Genomic DNA, 14852 nt, shown 5'->3' with positions numbered 1-14852 from the left:
GCGGGGCAGGACTGCCAATGCGATCAGACGTCATCGGTCTTTGCGGCAAGGTCACGGAGCCAAGCAGAAAACGCGGCTTCACTCACCTGATCGGCGGCAAGGTCCTCCATCATCCGGACACCCTTCCCGGGATCGGGCCGCAGATTTACGCCATTGAGCCGCAAGAACGCAAAAGCGGCCACGAATGCTGTTCGCTTGTTGCCATCGACAAAGGCATGCGCTTTGGCAAGACCATAGGCATAAGCTGCCGCAATCGCGAACACATCCACGTCCTCATAGGACGCGCGGTTCATTGCCCGTGTGCATCCCATTTCCAAAAGGGCCGGATCGCGGGTGCCTGGCGCACCGCCGTGGCGCGCGATCTGGCGATCATGGACGACGTACGAAGCGGCCAGCGGAATCCAGACCCAATCGCTCATGCAAGTGCTTGGAGCAGATCGCGGTTCTCATCCATGACGATCTCGGCGGCGGCAAGCGCGGCCTGAAGTTCCGGGTTTTCCGTCATCAGCTTCAGCCCGCCATCATCCGTGCGCACGGCATAGAGGGTATCCCCCTCCTTGGCATCCAGGAGCGCGAGCATCTCTGTGCTGAGTGTCATGACGGCGGAATTGCCGACCTTGCGGATTTTGGCTTCGATCATGGCAGGGCCCGTATGGTTATACGTATGTATATACGAGACCTCTGCGCTAGGTCAAGTTCGCTCCTGGCGCTTTTCGTCAATCAACGTCTGCAACTGATGCAACGCGTGGGCGTGCGATATCGGCGGGCGCGGATCTTTGAGCGCTTCCTGCACCCTGGATCGAAACCAGGCATCGTGGGATTTCGTTTCAGCGGTCACGGAAATGGTCGTCGAGCCCCCTATCCAGAAGCTCGCCTAGGTAACTCGGCATATCGGCAACGCTCAGAGCGACCTGAGACCGGCGGTCGGGGGATTGGACCCTGGACCCGTCGACTTTGTCGCAGGCCTGTTTGCGATCTGAAGGCTGTTTCAACTCCGGTCTCCCATTGACGCGATGATCGAACGTTACAGCGAAGTTTCCCGAACGATAAGAGCCTTGAAATCTCTATCTCTTTCATCACCTCAAGCCACCCCTCGACATAGGCGGCGCTCTGGTCGAATTCAGGTTCCACCCCGATTTGCGCGCAAAGCATGCAGTTTCCGATTTCCGCGACTTACCCTGACAGTCAACCCAAGAAAGCTATCATTTCTGCTTGTCACATTGCTTGATCAGCCATTTGTGCAAGGCGGGAGCTTGGTCCGGTTTGGTTTTGAAATCCGCCGCCTGTTCGAGGAGCGCGCGCATGGCTTCGCCGTCTTTGCCGAGGGATTTGTTAGGCCAATGGGGTTTGTGCGCTTCCCATGCTGTCAAATAGCCGTCAGCCCAGATGGAAAACAGGACCGGGTCCGCCGGGAACAGCGCCTCCGCCGGAGCGCCGTCCCGCAGCAAGGACAGACGGTGATTGTAGGCTAATACGATCAGGTCGAGGAGTTTTTGCAAGTCCGCATCGGAGGCGAGATCTTCTGCCACGACATTGAAAACCGTGATGATCCACTCGGAGGGTTTGATGAACTTGGGCGCGGTGCAAAGACCTGTCAAAAAGCCTTCCATCCAGGCGGGTGTGATCTTGGCCGGACGCAGAAGCTTATCCAGCGCCTTTTGTTCCTTTGTGCCGAACGGTGCGACCTCGGCGTAGATTCCCGGGGCCGCGCGTTCCTCGGTGACCTCAAGACCGCCGAACGGCATCGGCGGCGCGTCCTGATGGACCCACGCCTCAAAGCTCATGGCGTGCACGAAATGCATGATCGGGGCCTTCTTCAGGTCGCGGCCCTCGGACATGGCCTGGGCCACGGCGACAAGCTCAGGAGTTCTGGAGTTCTTTGCGGCCGCCAGCAAGGCGGCATTGCGGGCAAAGATCATGGCCCAAAAGTCGCGGCGGGTCTCCAGATGCTGCCAAAGCTTGCGGGTCATGGCATTTTGGGTCGTTGCACTTTCGATGGCATCTGACGATGCGTCGCTGTCCTCAAACCAGCTGTCCGAGATCGGGAAGTGATCGGGCCAATGCTCACTCGCCATGATCAGGCTGCCCCGTGCGCGGACGGTGAGAGTGGAGACGGCGCCTTCGGGGTCAGCAATGGCCGCGATGTCTTCAATATCTGCCGATCGCGGGCGCAGATCGGCAAAACCTGCGGTCTCGACGACATCGAGCAGACCCGCCGCGGGCATTGTCCCATTTGCTTGCCCGTCCGCAAGCGCCCAAGACAGAGCGGTGAACGCATAATCTGCTGTTGCCTCCAAGGCGCCGGACTCATTTGCAATCTGCGCGATCATCTGTTTTTGCTCGGTGGCGCTGGTGCACGGAAGCACAAAAGCGTCTTTCACGCCAAACCCCTGTTTGAGCAGCACCACCGCCAAAGCACGTTGGCCACCCGATTGAATGGCCATGGAGAAGCTCTGCGCACCGCTGCCATCGACCATCGAGGATACAACGCGGTGGATCTTGGGTTTTGAGCGCGTGTCAATTGCCTGCGTCCCGGTTTTGAGGGCGGATCGGATGATCTCATCCATACCGCGCAAGGTGTCAGGGTCTTGTAGCCAGCTTCGGATCAAGGTGATGCGCGATAACAAGGTCTGAGACAGATCACCCGCCTGCTGGCGCAGAGCGAGACCGGTTAGCGCTCCGGAGCTCACCGAGGCGTCTTTCGCAAGAAGCAGCGCTGCGGCGGCATCTCCACATAGGGACTCTGGTCGGGTAGCGAGTTTGCGAATGAAAGCAAAGCGCGCTTCTGGCGGCAAGGTTGGCAGCATCTCATCCAGCATCGCCAGCATGGCCGAAACCGAGTCTTCGCCGATGCCATTTAAGCCTTTGAAGATACCGTCGAACATCTCATCGGGGATGTCGGGAATGCCGTTGATGTCGGCAAAGGCATCCGGGTCTTCGGGGATGACCGCATGGGCCAGCGATGGTGGCGGGGTCAGGCCCGCACGCGTCCAGGCGCTGGAGAGAGACAAGGCCGTTTGGGATGTCAGGTCGGCGTCGAGCAAGGCCACCACATCGCGCATGTCATCCAGTAAGGTGCGCCCTTTGCGCTGCCCGCTCTCATCGGCCATGCGGGCCTCATCCAGTGCGGCGACCAGCATCGCCATCTGGCCGTCCGATAATGGGCCACTCGCGGCCTCTTGGATCAGCGCAGCGCAAAGGTCCGGGCGCGCCAGAAGATCCTTGCCAAACCGCCGTAAAAGCTCTGACTGCTGCAACGGCAACTTTGGCGCTTCCACGGCCCGAACCATCTTTGAAAGAAACGCGTCCACCCTGATCCCCCTCGGTTGACATCATTGCATTGCAGAAAGTTTGGTTCTGTCCAAGGCAAAACCATATCTTGGCTGATCACTCGCCCGAAATCTGCCCTATCACGTTGCGAATTCGCGCGCGTTCCGCCTTGAGAGAGGCCCGCTAGGGAGCTGGCAATCGCTTCTCTTTGAGCAATGATTTGACGTCTTCCTGTGCCTTTTTCCAGGCTGGCAGGTGACGCGCGCGGATACAGGCGTTCGGGCATTTGGTTGACAGCCATAGCGCTGCCTGTGCGTCGCGGGCGTTACCAAAGCCATCTCAACGGCCAGGCGCCACCTTAACGGACTTCTCGAAACGCTTTTCTGCCGCCGCAGCTTCTTTCAGGAGTGCGTCGAAATTGTCAGGTGGATTGCCATCTTCCAGCATCCCTTTGAACGTCGCATAGGCATCCGTCTTGCTGCCATAGGCGCGCAGGGTCTTGTCGTCGTTCACCCAGGCCACCACGATGACCTTCGCATCGCTGTTGAACCGGTAGAACAGCCGATACTGCTGGAAGAATTTCGCCCGGAACCAGTGCTTGCGGTGATCGCCGAGTGTGCCGCCTTGCCGGAAGGCGGCGGCTCCCGGATCTGCCGGTATGGCCTCGGTGACCAGCTTAAAGATGGCGGCCAGCCGTTTCGTGGGGTTTTTCTTGCGCCAGGTCTTTGGATCGCGTGCCTTACGCGCTTCAACCTCCTCGATCAGCCCTTCGAGCTGGTCCAGAAAGAGCGGATGCGCATAAATCGACCATCCGTTTACGACAAGGGGCGCCCCTGCGGGCACGCTATCGCCGCTCATTCATCCTCGAGCGATAGCGGCGCATCGAGATCGACGTCAACGTCTCCGACCAGTGCTGCAAGACGGTCATGCAAAGCCCCATCGAACGCCCGAATGCGGTCCGGATGCGCCTTGATATCGGCCTCGACAAAATCGAGAAAGGCTCCGAGCACGGGATCTTCCTCGTCGCTGCGCACGGGCTCGATATAGACCCTGCCACTCGGCTCGGTACAGTAGCGAATCTGGTCGCCCTTGCCCAGCTTGAGCTGCTTGCGCACCCCCGCCGGCACGGTCGTCTGATACCGATCCGTGAGTTTCGAGACATCTTGTGCGAGCGCTGTCATGGCAGTCTCCTGAAAGAATGGGGGTCTTTGCTGCCTGCGATAGGTAATGCATTTGCATTGCCTTGTCAAGACAAGCCACAGGATCTGCTGTCGCCGGGCAGGTCGATGACCCGTCCGGCGCAGCACCTAATTTCGCCCCGCCAGGAACTCCGCCAGCACAGGACTGGCCGCACCCTTCGCGGAACTGAGCAGCTCCGAGCCCGCAAGCGAGGCCTTAGACAGGCGTACGAGCCCACCGGTTTACTCGATGCGGTAGCAGCGGCGTTTTTGCCGCCCGCGTCTGTAGTGCGTCGCGGTGACGATCTGGCAGGTGCTGCCATCGGTGAGCGTCACAGGTGCTGCAAGCTTGATCTTGTCGCCTTCGGTATAGTCTGGGATCGCAGCCCAGTCCCGGCAACGCTGGCGCCAGTCCTGGGCGTAGCTGTCCGGGTCTTTCAGGTCGGAGAGGAGCGCGATCAGCCCAAGGGGAGCACGAGACTCGTTCGGGCCAGCGCTTTCCTCCATGTCCTTGTAGCCCCAGCAGCCGTCATCGTATCGGGTGAGGAAGACAGCCCCGAAAGTGATGGAGCCATCCGCATCGGTGACATAGGTCGCGTCTTCGACAGCGGTGCCGTCGAGATTGGTGACCCTTGCCGCCGCATACCAGGTTGAGCCGACCTTGCAGGCCTTGACCAGTTCGGTTTTGCGCGTTTCGCCCTCAAAAGTGCAGAGCCGGGTGATCTCCTCTCTCTCATCCACGTAGGTTTTAACGCGGCCGTCGGTGTAGAAAAGCCATCCCATTATGCCGCCCTCCGGTCATCGATCTCCATCAGCGCATCCAGCGGCACGCGGTAGGGCTGCATTGCGTCGAAATCCTCGCAATTGCCGCAGTTCTGCACGATCGCGAAGGTGTCGCAGGCATCCTTGAGGACGACCCGGAAGGTGCCGCCGAGGCCCGAGGGCACTTCGTAGGTTCCGCCGATGAGATAGTCCGAGGCCCGGCGCACAAAGACGCGGATACTGTGACCATCGGTGGCGAGCCGGATCGCCCCCTGCCCCCGGTCGATGAGCACCTGCACATCGTCGAGGATGTCGGTGTAGAACTGGCCGGTCAGATCGCGAAACGCCATGCGGCGCTGCGCCATCCAGTCGGTATCCCGAAACGGGTTCATGCCGTCGGCGAAAGCAAAGGACGGATCGGCCTGCTCGGTCGTGACGATACGGGTGGTCGTGCCATCGATGCCGTTTGAGCGCAGATGCACGCCATTGCCGACGATGAGGATCAGGGCCGGCCTGTCCACGGGACCGTTCCAGTTGGGCAGGAAGGTTTTGCAGGCGCGCGCATGTGCGATTTGCGCCGCAACAGCGGACGCAGAGAACTTGAGAATAGCCATGAGGATGTCTTTCGGTTGGGTGTGGGAGGTCGACCCACGCGGGGAATGCCTCGCGCGGGTCGCGTGATGGCTCAGGCCGCTTGCGCGACCTCGCTGTCAGGCTCCGGGGTGTCCGCAGCGGGCTCCGCCTCATCACAGGCGACACCGGCGGTCTGCATCATAGGCGGGCACCAGGCGGCCACGGCAGCGCGCTGCGCGTCCGTGAGCGTCGCGAAGGGCTCGGCGAAGAGCTTGTCACAAAAGGCGACGATCTCCTTCTTGCTCGACGAGGCCAGCGTCACCGCCTCCTGGGCGAGACCCAGATCCTCGCCGAGGATCTTCAGGAGCCAAGCCTTCTTAAAGCGGTTGAAGAGCGCCGCATTCGGCGTCCAATGCGCGCGAATGTCGGGCATGATCTCGATCTCGAACGCATGCATCAGGTTGTCGCGCTGGCGGTCCCGCGCGAAGCAGGACTGCGTGGTGCTGGCGGTTGCAAAGGCGACGAACTTGGCCTTCTCCCCTGCCTCCAGCGCGCGAAACGCCGCGAACTGATCGGCGGGCGCGCGGGTGTCATCGAGCCAGGACAGATCAAGCGCATCATGTGCCGCCGCCACCTGCTCGAGCGAGGTCTCGTCGATCTCGTCCATCTTGGCATGGCTGCGGTATTCCTTGCGGGCCTCGACCTTGATCGCCTGCGTGACACTCATGCCGCTAGCCAGAACGTCACTGACCAGCTTGAAGAGCGTCAGATCAAGCGTGGCTTCCGGATGCAGCGCCATCGCGGCCCCCAGTGCCATGGCCCGCTCGGTCTTGAGATCCTCGGCCAGCGAGGCTGGGTAGGTGATTTCGCCGGCGTCCGGGGCCTCCTCCGCGGTCGGGCTTGCCGAGGAGCCGCGCGCGCCCTCCTCTTTGACGGTGTCTTCCGGGCGGACGAGACCAACATGGAGCGTGATCTGCCCACCCTGCCACGACGCGATCACCCCAGACCGCGCGAGGTCCTCGGCGCTGTAGGCTTCCTGCAGATCGCGCGCTTCCTCTTCCAAGGCGTCCACGCGCTCGTAAAGGGCATTGTAGGCACCGTCCTCGAGCCCCTCATCCTCCATCTCGAGCTGCAATTTCTCGAGTTCGGCGCTGATTTCATCCACGCGCTTTTGCGCAGCCTCATCAGGCTCGATCGGGCCGGGATAGACGCGGCCGTAGTCGGCCATGGTCGCGTAATCATAGCGGACCATCGCATCGGCCCAAGCAAAGCCCAACCTCATACGGGCGTCCTCGGCGGCTGCACCGAGCTTCTCAAGCAGGATGGTTTCGACCAGCGCTGCATCCTCCAGCACGGAATGCTCTTCCAGAAGGTCAGCCGCGACGGCGCCGCCGCGGGCCTCGTAGTCCGCGCGCACGAAAGCCCCGATATCATCGCTGACCTGCACACCGCGGGATTTGAGCGCCTGACGGACCGTGTAGGCCTGCAGATAGCCGCCGTCTTTTGTGAGCGCCTCGAAGACCTCGCGCTGCGCCTCCTGGCTCGGGTGGTCGGCGAAGGCCTTCATTGTGTCGAGCGTGATCACCTTGCCCCGGGCCGCGGCGCGGATGTCGGGGTGGATAAGGCCATAGCGCAACCGGCCTTTCACGGCCGCCACCGTGGCGCCGAAGGTCTTTGCGATCGTCTCGGGCGTCTGGCCGTCGACCTCCATCATCCGGGCGAAGGCCTCGAACTCGTCGATGGCATTCATCGGTGCCTGGGTGATGTTCTCGGCGAGCGACAGTGCCGTGGTGACGTCGCACTCCTCAGGGACAAGGCGGCAGTCCACCTTGGTTTTCGCCGTGAACCCCTTACTGGCCTTGTCAGCGATCAGCTCCTTCAGGGCTGCATGGCGCCGGCCACCGGCGAGGACAGCATATTTGCCGTCAAGCTTCTGAACCAGAAGCGGCTGGAGCAGGCCCAGCACAGCGATACTGGCCTTCAGATGGACGATGTTCTCGGGGTCATAGGTTTCCGGCGCGTTGCTGCGCACATTGGCGGGATGCGGGACGAGATCGCCGATAGCGACGGTAAGGGGAGCAAAGCTTGTGGTCATGGGATATCCTTCCAGGAGGGTGAGGTGTGGCCCGCGCGCTCACGCGCGTGACCAATCCCCGGCTTCAGGGATCACCACGACAAAAGGCCCACTTTCCCTTTGAGGGTTCAGCGGGCCTTCATCGTCTCAGATGTCAGGGGGAGGAGTCCCCTGCCCTACCAGTCGCGCGCCAGCATGATGGTCAGCACGCGCATGGTGGTGGCAGGATTGTCCGGGGTCTCAGCCCCGTAGCGGAAGTCCGAGTCTGCTTCATAGAGATCGATCTTCCAGAACACGGTCTCGCCCCGGATCTCGACCGCGCCGAAATCGTGCCAGCCTTCCGGGTCATTCTCGGGCTCGAATGTGGCAAACTCACCGGTTGCCTTCACCGCCTCGGCCATGAAGCCGTCACCAGCCTCCATGAGCGAACGGGTGACATGCATGCGGCCTTGGATGGGCTGCGCGGGCGGCAGCCCAAGGCATGTGAGCTTGCGAAACGCGTCGTTTAGCGCCGCGATCACGGTCGGATCCGGACGGTCTGGCTGGGATTGAACATTCATGGACATGGGGATCTCCTTTGAGAAGTTGAAACACCCTTCTCAAAGCCTACTTTTTCTTTTCCGCCTGGCGGATGAATTGAGGTCTAAGGCGCCTTGCCCGAAAAGCCCTCTGGCTCTGTGGTTCGGGTTGGGGATGGTTTCGATCCAGCCACCCTGTTCCTTGATGCTCTCGAGCGCTGCCGAGAGCGGATAAGCGCCCTCGGCAGCGCTCCACCAATAGGCACCGCGCTTGAAGGTGATGATCTTGCGGCGGCCGTCTTTGAGTTCGCGCCGGTCCGCGAAGCGGCAAACTGTCCGGGGGACAGTTTGAGGCAAGAACGGGCGGAGCCCGGCCACCCGCAGCGTCTTGGGTTCCTTGCGTGACATGGGCGTCTCCGTTCTCCCTGTGGTCAGGCGGCCTCGGCACTGCGCCCTGCCCTGCCCGTCTCCGATCTGGCGATCAGATAGTCGCAGGCGCGCTGCGCGTCCGCGGCGTGCTTGAAGATCGCACCCTTGTCCGACCGAAGAACGCGCAACCAGTTGTGGAGATAGGCGGCATTCATCTCGAGCGTATGCGCCGTGAAGCCGAGCGTCTGACCCAGGAACACCGAGGTCAATTCCGCGACGATCTCCTCGCGCGCATAGGACGTGTTGCCAAACTTCGAGAACCCGAAATCACGGTTCAGTCGATGGGGGGCTTTCGTGGCATGGGCCAGCTCATGGGCCCAGACCCCGTAGAAATTGCGCGGGTCCTGGAACCGCGTGATGGATGGCATGTAAACCTTGTCCACGGGGGGCAAATAGTACGCTTCCGTTCCTGTGAAGACGGTCGTGATGTCGATGGCATCGAAAAACGCCTGCATGTGCGGGATGGGCTCGGACGGGGGATGTTCAGGCGCTGGCTGCGGGTCGGGGTAGAAACTGTCGGGCAGGCCCTCAATCTGGCAGGCATTGAACACGCGATAGGATTTCTGGAAGCGGAATATACGGGCTTCCTCGGAGTGATCATCCCCGTCGCTGCGGTCGTCCTGGCCGCCCGTGTCTTTGCGGCTTTGACCGTAATAAACGACGACAGAGGATTTTTCGCCCTTGCGGACCTTTGCGTCCAACGCATTGGCTTGCGGCAGCGTCATCCAGAAGGGAGAGCTGTGGCCCGCCATCACGGTCCGCATCGTCAGCAGGAAGTTGTTCACTCCCTGGTAGGGTTCTCCGCCCACGCGCAGGGGACGAGAGCTGCCACCTGCTGTCCAGGGCTTGCGCCACGGCAGGACGCCGCGCTCGATGATGCGGATGATTTCGTTTGTGATGACCTCGGAGGCATCGAATTTGGGCGTGCGGGATCGGGCCATGGCTGGCCTCCTTTCGAGTATTGGTGAGAGGAAATGGTGATCAGGATGACTGGCGGGGCCGCGGATCGTTGAGGATCCTCGCGCCAAGTGCGTCGACCATGTTGATGTAGGCGGTCAGCGAGACGGACCTGCCGGAACCCGAAGGTTCAGGGTCGACCGATCCGTCCCGCGCCATCCGTGGCAGGTTCGCGACGGCGATGACATCGGTGACGGGTCGGATATCGATGAATGGCGTTCCGCGTGCGACCGCAAGAGTGGCCAAGGGAAAGCGCTCGATCGGCGCAAAGGTCGACACGGTGGTCCAACCGAGATGGATGAATGTCCCACCCTCTCCGCAGATCACATGCGCGTTTGGCAATGACGCCGCTTGCCTGAGATAGCCGAGATCACGCAGGACGGTCTCGCGCTCGAGCCGTTGTGCCTGCCCCGTCTGGCCGGTTCGGCGTAGTTCCTTGTGTCGCCACCACGAGGCAGCGGTCGCGCGCAACACGCGCAAGATACCTGTTTGCATGGGAATGCCCTTCATCAGGAACGGCAGACCAGAACCCGGCCCGGACCCATCTGAGGGACCCCAAAGGCCCTCATCCGTCAGTCACAAAACCCGAAGGACACTTTCTCTTTTCCTGGGTACGGACCCTGCCCTTCTCAAAACCAACGGGCCCTCAACAAAATGCTCAAGACCGTGTCATCTCCAGAAGCCTTTGATTTGGCACAGCCAATTCAGATCGGCAGGCAGGGTCGGCAACGCATATAGGCAGAAATCCTCCTGAAGGCCTGCCTACAACTGTCCACACGGTGCATTTTTCGATCGTGAAGCGTCACGTTGCCTTACGGTCAAGTCTGCAATAGAAGCAGTGTTTGAGGTGCAGATTTCTTGCCCCAGCCTCCTCAGCCATGCCGCCCCGCCATCCGTCCGGCGAAGCAACCTCACCCGTGCCATGCTTTTCGAACACGAGCGCAAACGCCGCCGTTGCCACCTGTGTTCCCATTCGCTCCTGCGTCACGTTCCAGGCATGCTCCGAAATTCCGACCATCAGCATGAGATGGTCGGCAAACCGATGCATATCACCCCAATCCTTGAAAAATCCGCCCGTGTTGCGCGCCCGAGACGCGAACTCGGGACACGCCTGCATGCTTGTCAGCAGATCAAGCGCGGTCCTGTTCTCGCACAAAGCCAGGCAGGAACAACGCAAGTAGCGTGATGATTGCACTGGACACGCTATTGGGCTTCGGCTCCAGCACCGCACCGAGATAAGCAATTAAGGCCGCGAGCACCACGGTCCAGCTCAGCCCGCATCATGCCGAATGCTAAACTGACTTAGCGCAAGGCCGGGCCGTCCAGGCTTATCGACCCAGCCTTTCGTTGTTCGCAGGCGGCAACGAGGCCGGCGGAAGCTCGCCGTTTCTGCTGCATTATGGCCTGGTGATGTTCGTTATGCCTGACTTCTGTCGTGCTCAGCGCTATCTATCCGACAACACTTGAAACGGAGCGAGCTATGAGATTTTCTCGAACACTGGCCGTAGTGGCGATTGCAGCCGTGTCAATGGCCGCCGTGCCTGCATCGGCAGACCCTGGGCGCGGCAAGGGCAAGGCGCGCGGCGACCACCACAACGGATTTGCAGGACTTTGCCCGCCGGGACTTGCAAAAAAGAACCCGCCCTGTGTGCCGCCGGGGCAGGCACGCAAGACCTATGATCACTACGGCTCTAGAATCGGGGACATCCTTCGCATCGGTGATTACGTGGTTATTCGCGATCCCCGTAGGCTAAATCTAGAACCACGTGACGATTGGCGCTATTATCGCGAGGGCAACCGGGCCTATCGGGTTGATCGTGACACCAGAAAGATCCTCTCCGTCATCAACCTTATCGATGCCTTCACAAACTGAGCCGTCGGCGTTGATGATCGGCTCTGACTCAGTTTTGGTGCAGATTGACAATCTGCCGCCGTACTCACCCGACTTGAACCCAATCGAAATGGCGTTCTCGAAACTCAAAGCGCACCTGCGGCGGATCGGGGCCAGAACATTCGACCAGATGTTCGACGCACTCGCGGAAGTCTGCGATCTGTCCACACCGCAGGAAAGCTGGAATTACTTCTGCGAAGCAGGATATGGATCAAGTTAACGGCTCGATGCTCTAGAGGATCGCGGCAGACCGGATATCCTCGGCGGCGAAGTCGATCAGTGCGCGGATCTTGCGTGGCAGGACCCGACCCTCTAGATAGACCGCGCTGACAGGACCGCTGTCGCCTCCGAATTCCTCCAGCAAGGGGACCAGAGCGCCGGTCTCTATGGTGTCGCGCAAGGCGAACCGCGGGATGTTGGCGATCCCCAAGCCGCCGAGGGCCAGATCCATGGCAGCGCGCGCCGAGTTGACCTGAAAACGCCCCCGGATCTGAACAACTGTCTCGGTCCCATTTCTTTCGAAGACCCATTTGTGCGGAACCCGCCGGTTGGTGTCCACAACACAGGAATGGTTGGCGAGTTCTTCGGGCGAGCCGGGCTTCCCGTGTGCTCGGATATAGTCCGGGCTGGCCACCAGAAGGCTGCTGAAGGTGCCAAGCCTGAGCGTTTTGAGCGACATCATCTCGGACCGGCCAATGCGAAAAGCCAGGTCGATGCCGTCGCTGGCCAGATCGACATAGCGGTCATCGAGCCGCAAATCGAGCGTAAGAGCCGGGTTTTGCCGGGCAAACCGTGCCAGCATCCCCGTAACGTAAACTTCGCCGAACGTCACAGGAGCTGAAATGCGAATGACGCCGGTCAGGCCGCGCGATCCTTCGGCAACGCTGCCGAGCAGGTCATCGAGATCATCAAGGAGCGCGGGCGCCCGCGCAATCAGGTCCTCACCCGCCGGCGTCAGCCCCACCTTTCTTGTCGTCCGCTGAAGCAGTCGCACGCCAAGGCGATGCTCGAGCTCGGCCACATATTTGGAGGTCAGTCGGTTCGACACGCCGAGTTGACGGGCAGCCGCAGTGAACGAGCCAGTCTGCGCGGTGGCCACGAAAGCCCGGAGTTCGTCGACGATGTCCAAGGCAAATCACTTAGTACATTTTGCGGATAGTCATTCTCTATAGTCGTCATTTCATTGATTGATGGCAAGGTGCATCTTCCTGACAGATCAAACAGCGCGTGAAAGCGCGCACTGAAAGGAGCAAGTCATGAAAATCGCAATCATTGGGAACGGCAATGTCGGATCCGGTCTGGCAAATGTCCTGAGCAAAACAAAACATGAGGTCGGGACCTATGGTCGCGCCGACGATGTGGCAAACGCCGTGAATGAGGCCGACATCGTCATCCTCGCGACACCCTATGGGTCGGCTGCCGAAATCGCCAATCAGGCAGACTTCACCGGCAAGATCGTCATCGATGTGTCCAACCCCGTCACCGAGGATTTCTCGGCCCTGCAACTCGGCACCACCACGTCGGCCGCCGAGGCAATCGCCGCGCTGGTTCCGGGGGCATCCGTCGTGAAGGCTTTCAACACGATCTTCGCCCAGCACTATGCCGGGGATATCAAGCTGGCCGGTCAACCGTTGCAGACCTTTGTCGCCGCCGACAACGAGACGGCGCGCGACACCGTCAAAACGCTGGCCGCAGAGGCCGGGTTCGACCCGGTCGATGCCGGCCCCCTGTCCACCGCCCGTCAGCTCGAGCCGCTTGGCTTCCTGAATATCCAGTTTGGCTATGTGCTCGGAAAAGGCACCGAGATCGCGCCGCGCTGGCAGTTCGCCGCCTGACCCAACCTCCCGAACAAAGGAAAAAGACAATGTCCAACGTGAACCATCATAACGCGCTTCAATCACCGGTGATTCCCGGTGTGGCGAATGCCGATCTGGCAGCCACAATCCTGCGCGTCTCTCTGGGGATACTGTTCATCGCCCATGGCTGGCTGAAACTGGCGATCTTCACGCCGACGGGGACAGCCGCCTTCTTCGAAAGCCTCGGCTTTCCGGGTGCGCTTGCCTATCTCGTGATGGCGGCGGAGCTTGCCGGCGGCGTCGCGCTGATCCTCGGCGTCTGGACCCGCTGGGTGTCGCTCGCGCTGGTGCCGGTCCTGCTCGGCTCGATCTACGCGCCGCATGGCGCGGCCGGCTTCTTCTTCTCAAATGAAGGCGGCGGCTGGGAGTATCCGGCGTTTTGGGCGATCACACTGGTCGTGCAGGCCCTGCTGGGCGACGGCGCCTATGCACTCAAGCGCAGCCGGACCTGATCCGATCCGTCCTCATGGTGCGGGGCAATCAGCCCCGCACGCTTCCGCAAAGGGGTTTCACGATGACCAATTCAACCGAAAAGTTCGATATGAATGCCGCGCCGATCCGCATCGATACCGTTCGGCTCAGGGTGCGGGATCTCGATGCCGTTTCATCCTTCTACCGGGACGTTCTGGGGCTGGTGCCGCTGGCAGAGGCCGGAAGCAGCGTCACACTGGGCACCGAAGAAACACCGCTGCTCCATCTTGATGGCGACCCGGCGTTGCGCCCACGCGATCCCAAACAGGCAGGGCTGTTTCACACCGCCTTGCTGCTGCCCTCGCGCGGCGATCTGGCCCGCTGGCTTGGCCATGTGGCCGAAACGGACGTGCGGCTGCAGGGCGCATCGGATCACATCGTCAGCGAAGCGCTCTATCTGGCCGATCCCGAAGGCAATGGCATCGAGGTCTATGTCGACAGACCGCCAAGCCAGTGGCGCGATAGCGCCGGCGATATCCGCATGGCCACGGACCCGTTGGACCTCAAGGATCTGATACGCACAGCGCAAGGTCGGATTTGGGCCGGTTTCCCGAAAGGCGGCATCATCGGCCACGTTCACTTGCAGGTCGGCGACACGAAAGAGGCGGATCGCTTCTACCGAGATGCCCTCGGCTTTGACATCGCCGCGTCGTATCCGGGCGCGAGCTTCTACGGCAGTGGCGGCTACCACCACCAGCTCGCCGGCAATATCTGGAACAGCCGCCGGGCCGGCAAGCGGGATTCTTCGGAAGCGGGACTCGATGAGATCACTCTTGGCGTCGATCCCTCGGCGCGGCAGGCGATCACGCAGCGCCTTGGCGGCGACCGCTTCATCGATCCCTGGGGCACCGCCTTCGCGCTGGCGCAGTGATG

Annotated in this window: 19 protein-coding genes and 2 pseudogenes; 5 read left to right on the top strand and 16 right to left on the bottom strand. The window is 61.1% G+C overall.

Annotated features, from left to right (window positions below):
* Positions 1–23: 23 nt before the first annotated feature.
* From ACGYKA_RS17240 to repC, 15 genes and pseudogenes are all read right to left on the bottom strand, one after another.
* Positions 24–419, bottom strand: a complete 396-nt coding sequence (locus ACGYKA_RS17240) for a type II toxin-antitoxin system death-on-curing family toxin (protein WP_108693367.1) — start codon at positions 417–419, stop codon at positions 24–26.
* Positions 416–640 carry a transcriptional regulator/antitoxin MazE gene (locus ACGYKA_RS17235; protein WP_108693368.1) on the bottom strand — a complete coding sequence of 75 codons (225 nt, stop codon included), beginning with the start codon at positions 638–640 and terminating at the stop codon, positions 416–418. Before ACGYKA_RS17235 ends, ACGYKA_RS17240 begins: the two co-directional genes overlap by 4 nt.
* A gap of 51 nt (positions 641–691) precedes the next feature.
* Positions 692–838: a StaA gene (locus ACGYKA_RS17230; protein ID WP_394439295.1), complete on the bottom strand. Its 147-nt coding sequence runs from the start codon at positions 836–838 to the stop codon at positions 692–694.
* Between the two features lie 20 nt (positions 839–858).
* Positions 859–1164: a zincin-like metallopeptidase domain-containing protein gene (locus tag ACGYKA_RS17225; RefSeq protein ID WP_394439351.1), complete on the bottom strand. Its 306-nt coding sequence runs from the start codon at positions 1162–1164 to the stop codon at positions 859–861.
* Positions 1165–1202: 38 nt separating this feature from the next.
* On the bottom strand, positions 1203–2885 hold the full coding sequence (locus ACGYKA_RS17220; protein WP_394439293.1) for a YecA family protein: 1683 nt from the start codon (positions 2883–2885) through the stop codon (positions 1203–1205).
* A gap of 724 nt (positions 2886–3609) precedes the next feature.
* Positions 3610–4128 (bottom strand): type II toxin-antitoxin system YhaV family toxin, encoded by a 519-nt coding sequence (locus tag ACGYKA_RS17215; protein ID WP_394439291.1) that lies wholly within the window; start codon positions 4126–4128, stop codon positions 3610–3612.
* The gene (locus ACGYKA_RS17210; RefSeq protein WP_005668772.1) at positions 4125–4451 is read right to left on the bottom strand and encodes a type II toxin-antitoxin system PrlF family antitoxin; all 327 of its coding nucleotides are present in this window, start codon (positions 4449–4451) and stop codon (positions 4125–4127) included. The genes ACGYKA_RS17215 and ACGYKA_RS17210 overlap by 4 nt, the downstream gene beginning before the upstream one ends.
* A 126-nt stretch (positions 4452–4577) precedes the next feature.
* Positions 4578–5231: pseudogene (locus ACGYKA_RS17205) on the bottom strand (DUF6927 domain-containing protein).
* Positions 5231–5824, bottom strand: coding sequence for a regulator (locus ACGYKA_RS17200; RefSeq protein ID WP_394439290.1), 594 nt, complete (start codon positions 5822–5824; stop codon positions 5231–5233). Before ACGYKA_RS17200 ends, ACGYKA_RS17205 begins: the two are co-directional and overlap by 1 nt.
* Positions 5825–5895: 71 nt before the next feature.
* Positions 5896–7878, bottom strand: coding sequence for a ParB/RepB/Spo0J family partition protein (locus tag ACGYKA_RS17195; protein ID WP_394439288.1), 1983 nt, complete (start codon positions 7876–7878; stop codon positions 5896–5898).
* A 155-nt stretch (positions 7879–8033) separates the two neighbouring features.
* Positions 8034–8423: a DUF3768 domain-containing protein gene (locus ACGYKA_RS17190; RefSeq protein ID WP_394439286.1), complete on the bottom strand. Its 390-nt coding sequence runs from the start codon at positions 8421–8423 to the stop codon at positions 8034–8036.
* Positions 8424–8456: 33 nt separating this feature from the next.
* Positions 8457–8783: a DUF6330 family protein gene (locus ACGYKA_RS17185; protein WP_394439284.1), complete on the bottom strand. Its 327-nt coding sequence runs from the start codon at positions 8781–8783 to the stop codon at positions 8457–8459.
* Between the two features lie 23 nt (positions 8784–8806).
* Positions 8807–9745: an ArdC family protein gene (locus ACGYKA_RS17180; RefSeq protein ID WP_394439282.1), complete on the bottom strand. Its 939-nt coding sequence runs from the start codon at positions 9743–9745 to the stop codon at positions 8807–8809.
* Between the two features lie 40 nt (positions 9746–9785).
* The gene (locus ACGYKA_RS17175) at positions 9786–10256 is read right to left on the bottom strand and encodes a hypothetical protein (RefSeq protein ID WP_394439280.1); all 471 of its coding nucleotides are present in this window, start codon (positions 10254–10256) and stop codon (positions 9786–9788) included.
* A gap of 307 nt (positions 10257–10563) precedes the next feature.
* Positions 10564–10878 carry a replication initiation protein RepC gene (gene repC, locus ACGYKA_RS17170; protein WP_394439349.1) on the bottom strand — a complete coding sequence of 105 codons (315 nt, stop codon included), beginning with the start codon at positions 10876–10878 and terminating at the stop codon, positions 10564–10566.
* Positions 10879–11241: 363 nt separating this feature from the next.
* Between repC and ACGYKA_RS17165 the strand changes: the two genes are divergently transcribed.
* A complete protein-coding gene (locus ACGYKA_RS17165; RefSeq protein WP_394439278.1) occupies positions 11242–11634 on the top strand; it encodes a hypothetical protein in 393 nt (130 codons plus the stop codon).
* Positions 11635–11686: 52 nt separating this feature from the next.
* A pseudogene (locus tag ACGYKA_RS17160) lies at positions 11687–11872 on the top strand (transposase); the annotation flags it as partial.
* Positions 11873–11884: 12 nt separating this feature from the next.
* On the opposite strand, the gene ACGYKA_RS17155 reads toward ACGYKA_RS17160, so the two are convergent.
* Positions 11885–12781 carry a LysR family transcriptional regulator gene (locus ACGYKA_RS17155; RefSeq protein WP_394439277.1) on the bottom strand — a complete coding sequence of 299 codons (897 nt, stop codon included), beginning with the start codon at positions 12779–12781 and terminating at the stop codon, positions 11885–11887.
* Between the two features lie 127 nt (positions 12782–12908).
* Between ACGYKA_RS17155 and ACGYKA_RS17150 the strand changes: the two genes are divergently transcribed.
* The 3 genes from ACGYKA_RS17150 to ACGYKA_RS17140 all read left to right on the top strand — a co-directional run bounded on the left by ACGYKA_RS17150 (position 12909) and on the right by ACGYKA_RS17140 (position 14850).
* Positions 12909–13487, top strand: a complete 579-nt coding sequence (locus ACGYKA_RS17150) for an NADPH-dependent F420 reductase (RefSeq protein ID WP_394439275.1) — start codon at positions 12909–12911, stop codon at positions 13485–13487.
* Positions 13488–13516: 29 nt separating this feature from the next.
* The gene (locus tag ACGYKA_RS17145; protein ID WP_394389410.1) at positions 13517–13960 is read left to right on the top strand and encodes a DoxX family protein; all 444 of its coding nucleotides are present in this window, start codon (positions 13517–13519) and stop codon (positions 13958–13960) included.
* 62 nt (positions 13961–14022) lie between these two features.
* On the top strand, positions 14023–14850 hold the full coding sequence (locus tag ACGYKA_RS17140) for a VOC family protein (RefSeq protein WP_394439273.1): 828 nt from the start codon (positions 14023–14025) through the stop codon (positions 14848–14850).
* The last annotated feature ends 2 nt before the right edge of the window (positions 14851–14852 follow it).

This window comes from Sulfitobacter sp. 1A15106 (genome assembly GCF_043556995.1).
Taxonomy (GTDB): Bacteria; Pseudomonadota; Alphaproteobacteria; order Rhodobacterales; family Rhodobacteraceae; genus Sulfitobacter; species Sulfitobacter faviae.
The sequence above is the reverse complement of the archived record's forward strand: the minus strand, read 5'-3'. Positions and strand labels throughout refer to the sequence as shown.

Bases quoted from the DNA above. Each gene is read 5' to 3' on its own strand.
- ACGYKA_RS17215 (WP_394439291.1), bottom strand. From the start codon at position 4,128: ATGAGCGGCGATAGCGTGCCCGCAGGGGCGCCCCTTGTCGTAAACGGA.
- ACGYKA_RS17190 (WP_394439286.1), bottom strand. From the start codon at position 8,423: ATGTCCATGAATGTTCAATCCCAGCCAGACCGTCCGGATCCGACCGTG.
- ACGYKA_RS17150 (WP_394439275.1), top strand. From the start codon at position 12,909: ATGAAAATCGCAATCATTGGGAACGGCAATGTCGGATCCGGTCTGGCA.
- ACGYKA_RS17235 (WP_108693368.1), bottom strand. From the start codon at position 640: ATGATCGAAGCCAAAATCCGCAAGGTCGGCAATTCCGCCGTCATGACA.
- ACGYKA_RS17240 (WP_108693367.1), bottom strand. From the start codon at position 419: ATGAGCGATTGGGTCTGGATTCCGCTGGCCGCTTCGTACGTCGTCCAT.
- ACGYKA_RS17175 (WP_394439280.1), bottom strand. From the start codon at position 10,256: ATGCAAACAGGTATCTTGCGCGTGTTGCGCGCGACCGCTGCCTCGTGG.
- ACGYKA_RS17195 (WP_394439288.1), bottom strand. From the start codon at position 7,878: ATGACCACAAGCTTTGCTCCCCTTACCGTCGCTATCGGCGATCTCGTC.
- ACGYKA_RS17210 (WP_005668772.1), bottom strand. From the start codon at position 4,451: ATGACAGCGCTCGCACAAGATGTCTCGAAACTCACGGATCGGTATCAG.
- ACGYKA_RS17185 (WP_394439284.1), bottom strand. From the start codon at position 8,783: ATGTCACGCAAGGAACCCAAGACGCTGCGGGTGGCCGGGCTCCGCCCG.
- ACGYKA_RS17145 (WP_394389410.1), top strand. From the start codon at position 13,517: ATGTCCAACGTGAACCATCATAACGCGCTTCAATCACCGGTGATTCCC.
- ACGYKA_RS17180 (WP_394439282.1), bottom strand. From the start codon at position 9,745: ATGGCCCGATCCCGCACGCCCAAATTCGATGCCTCCGAGGTCATCACA.
- ACGYKA_RS17165 (WP_394439278.1), top strand. From the start codon at position 11,242: ATGAGATTTTCTCGAACACTGGCCGTAGTGGCGATTGCAGCCGTGTCA.
- ACGYKA_RS17200 (WP_394439290.1), bottom strand. From the start codon at position 5,824: ATGGCTATTCTCAAGTTCTCTGCGTCCGCTGTTGCGGCGCAAATCGCA.
- ACGYKA_RS17140 (WP_394439273.1), top strand. From the start codon at position 14,023: ATGACCAATTCAACCGAAAAGTTCGATATGAATGCCGCGCCGATCCGC.
- repC (WP_394439349.1), bottom strand. From the start codon at position 10,878: ATGCAGGCGTGTCCCGAGTTCGCGTCTCGGGCGCGCAACACGGGCGGA.
- ACGYKA_RS17220 (WP_394439293.1), bottom strand. From the start codon at position 2,885: ATGTTCGACGGTATCTTCAAAGGCTTAAATGGCATCGGCGAAGACTCG.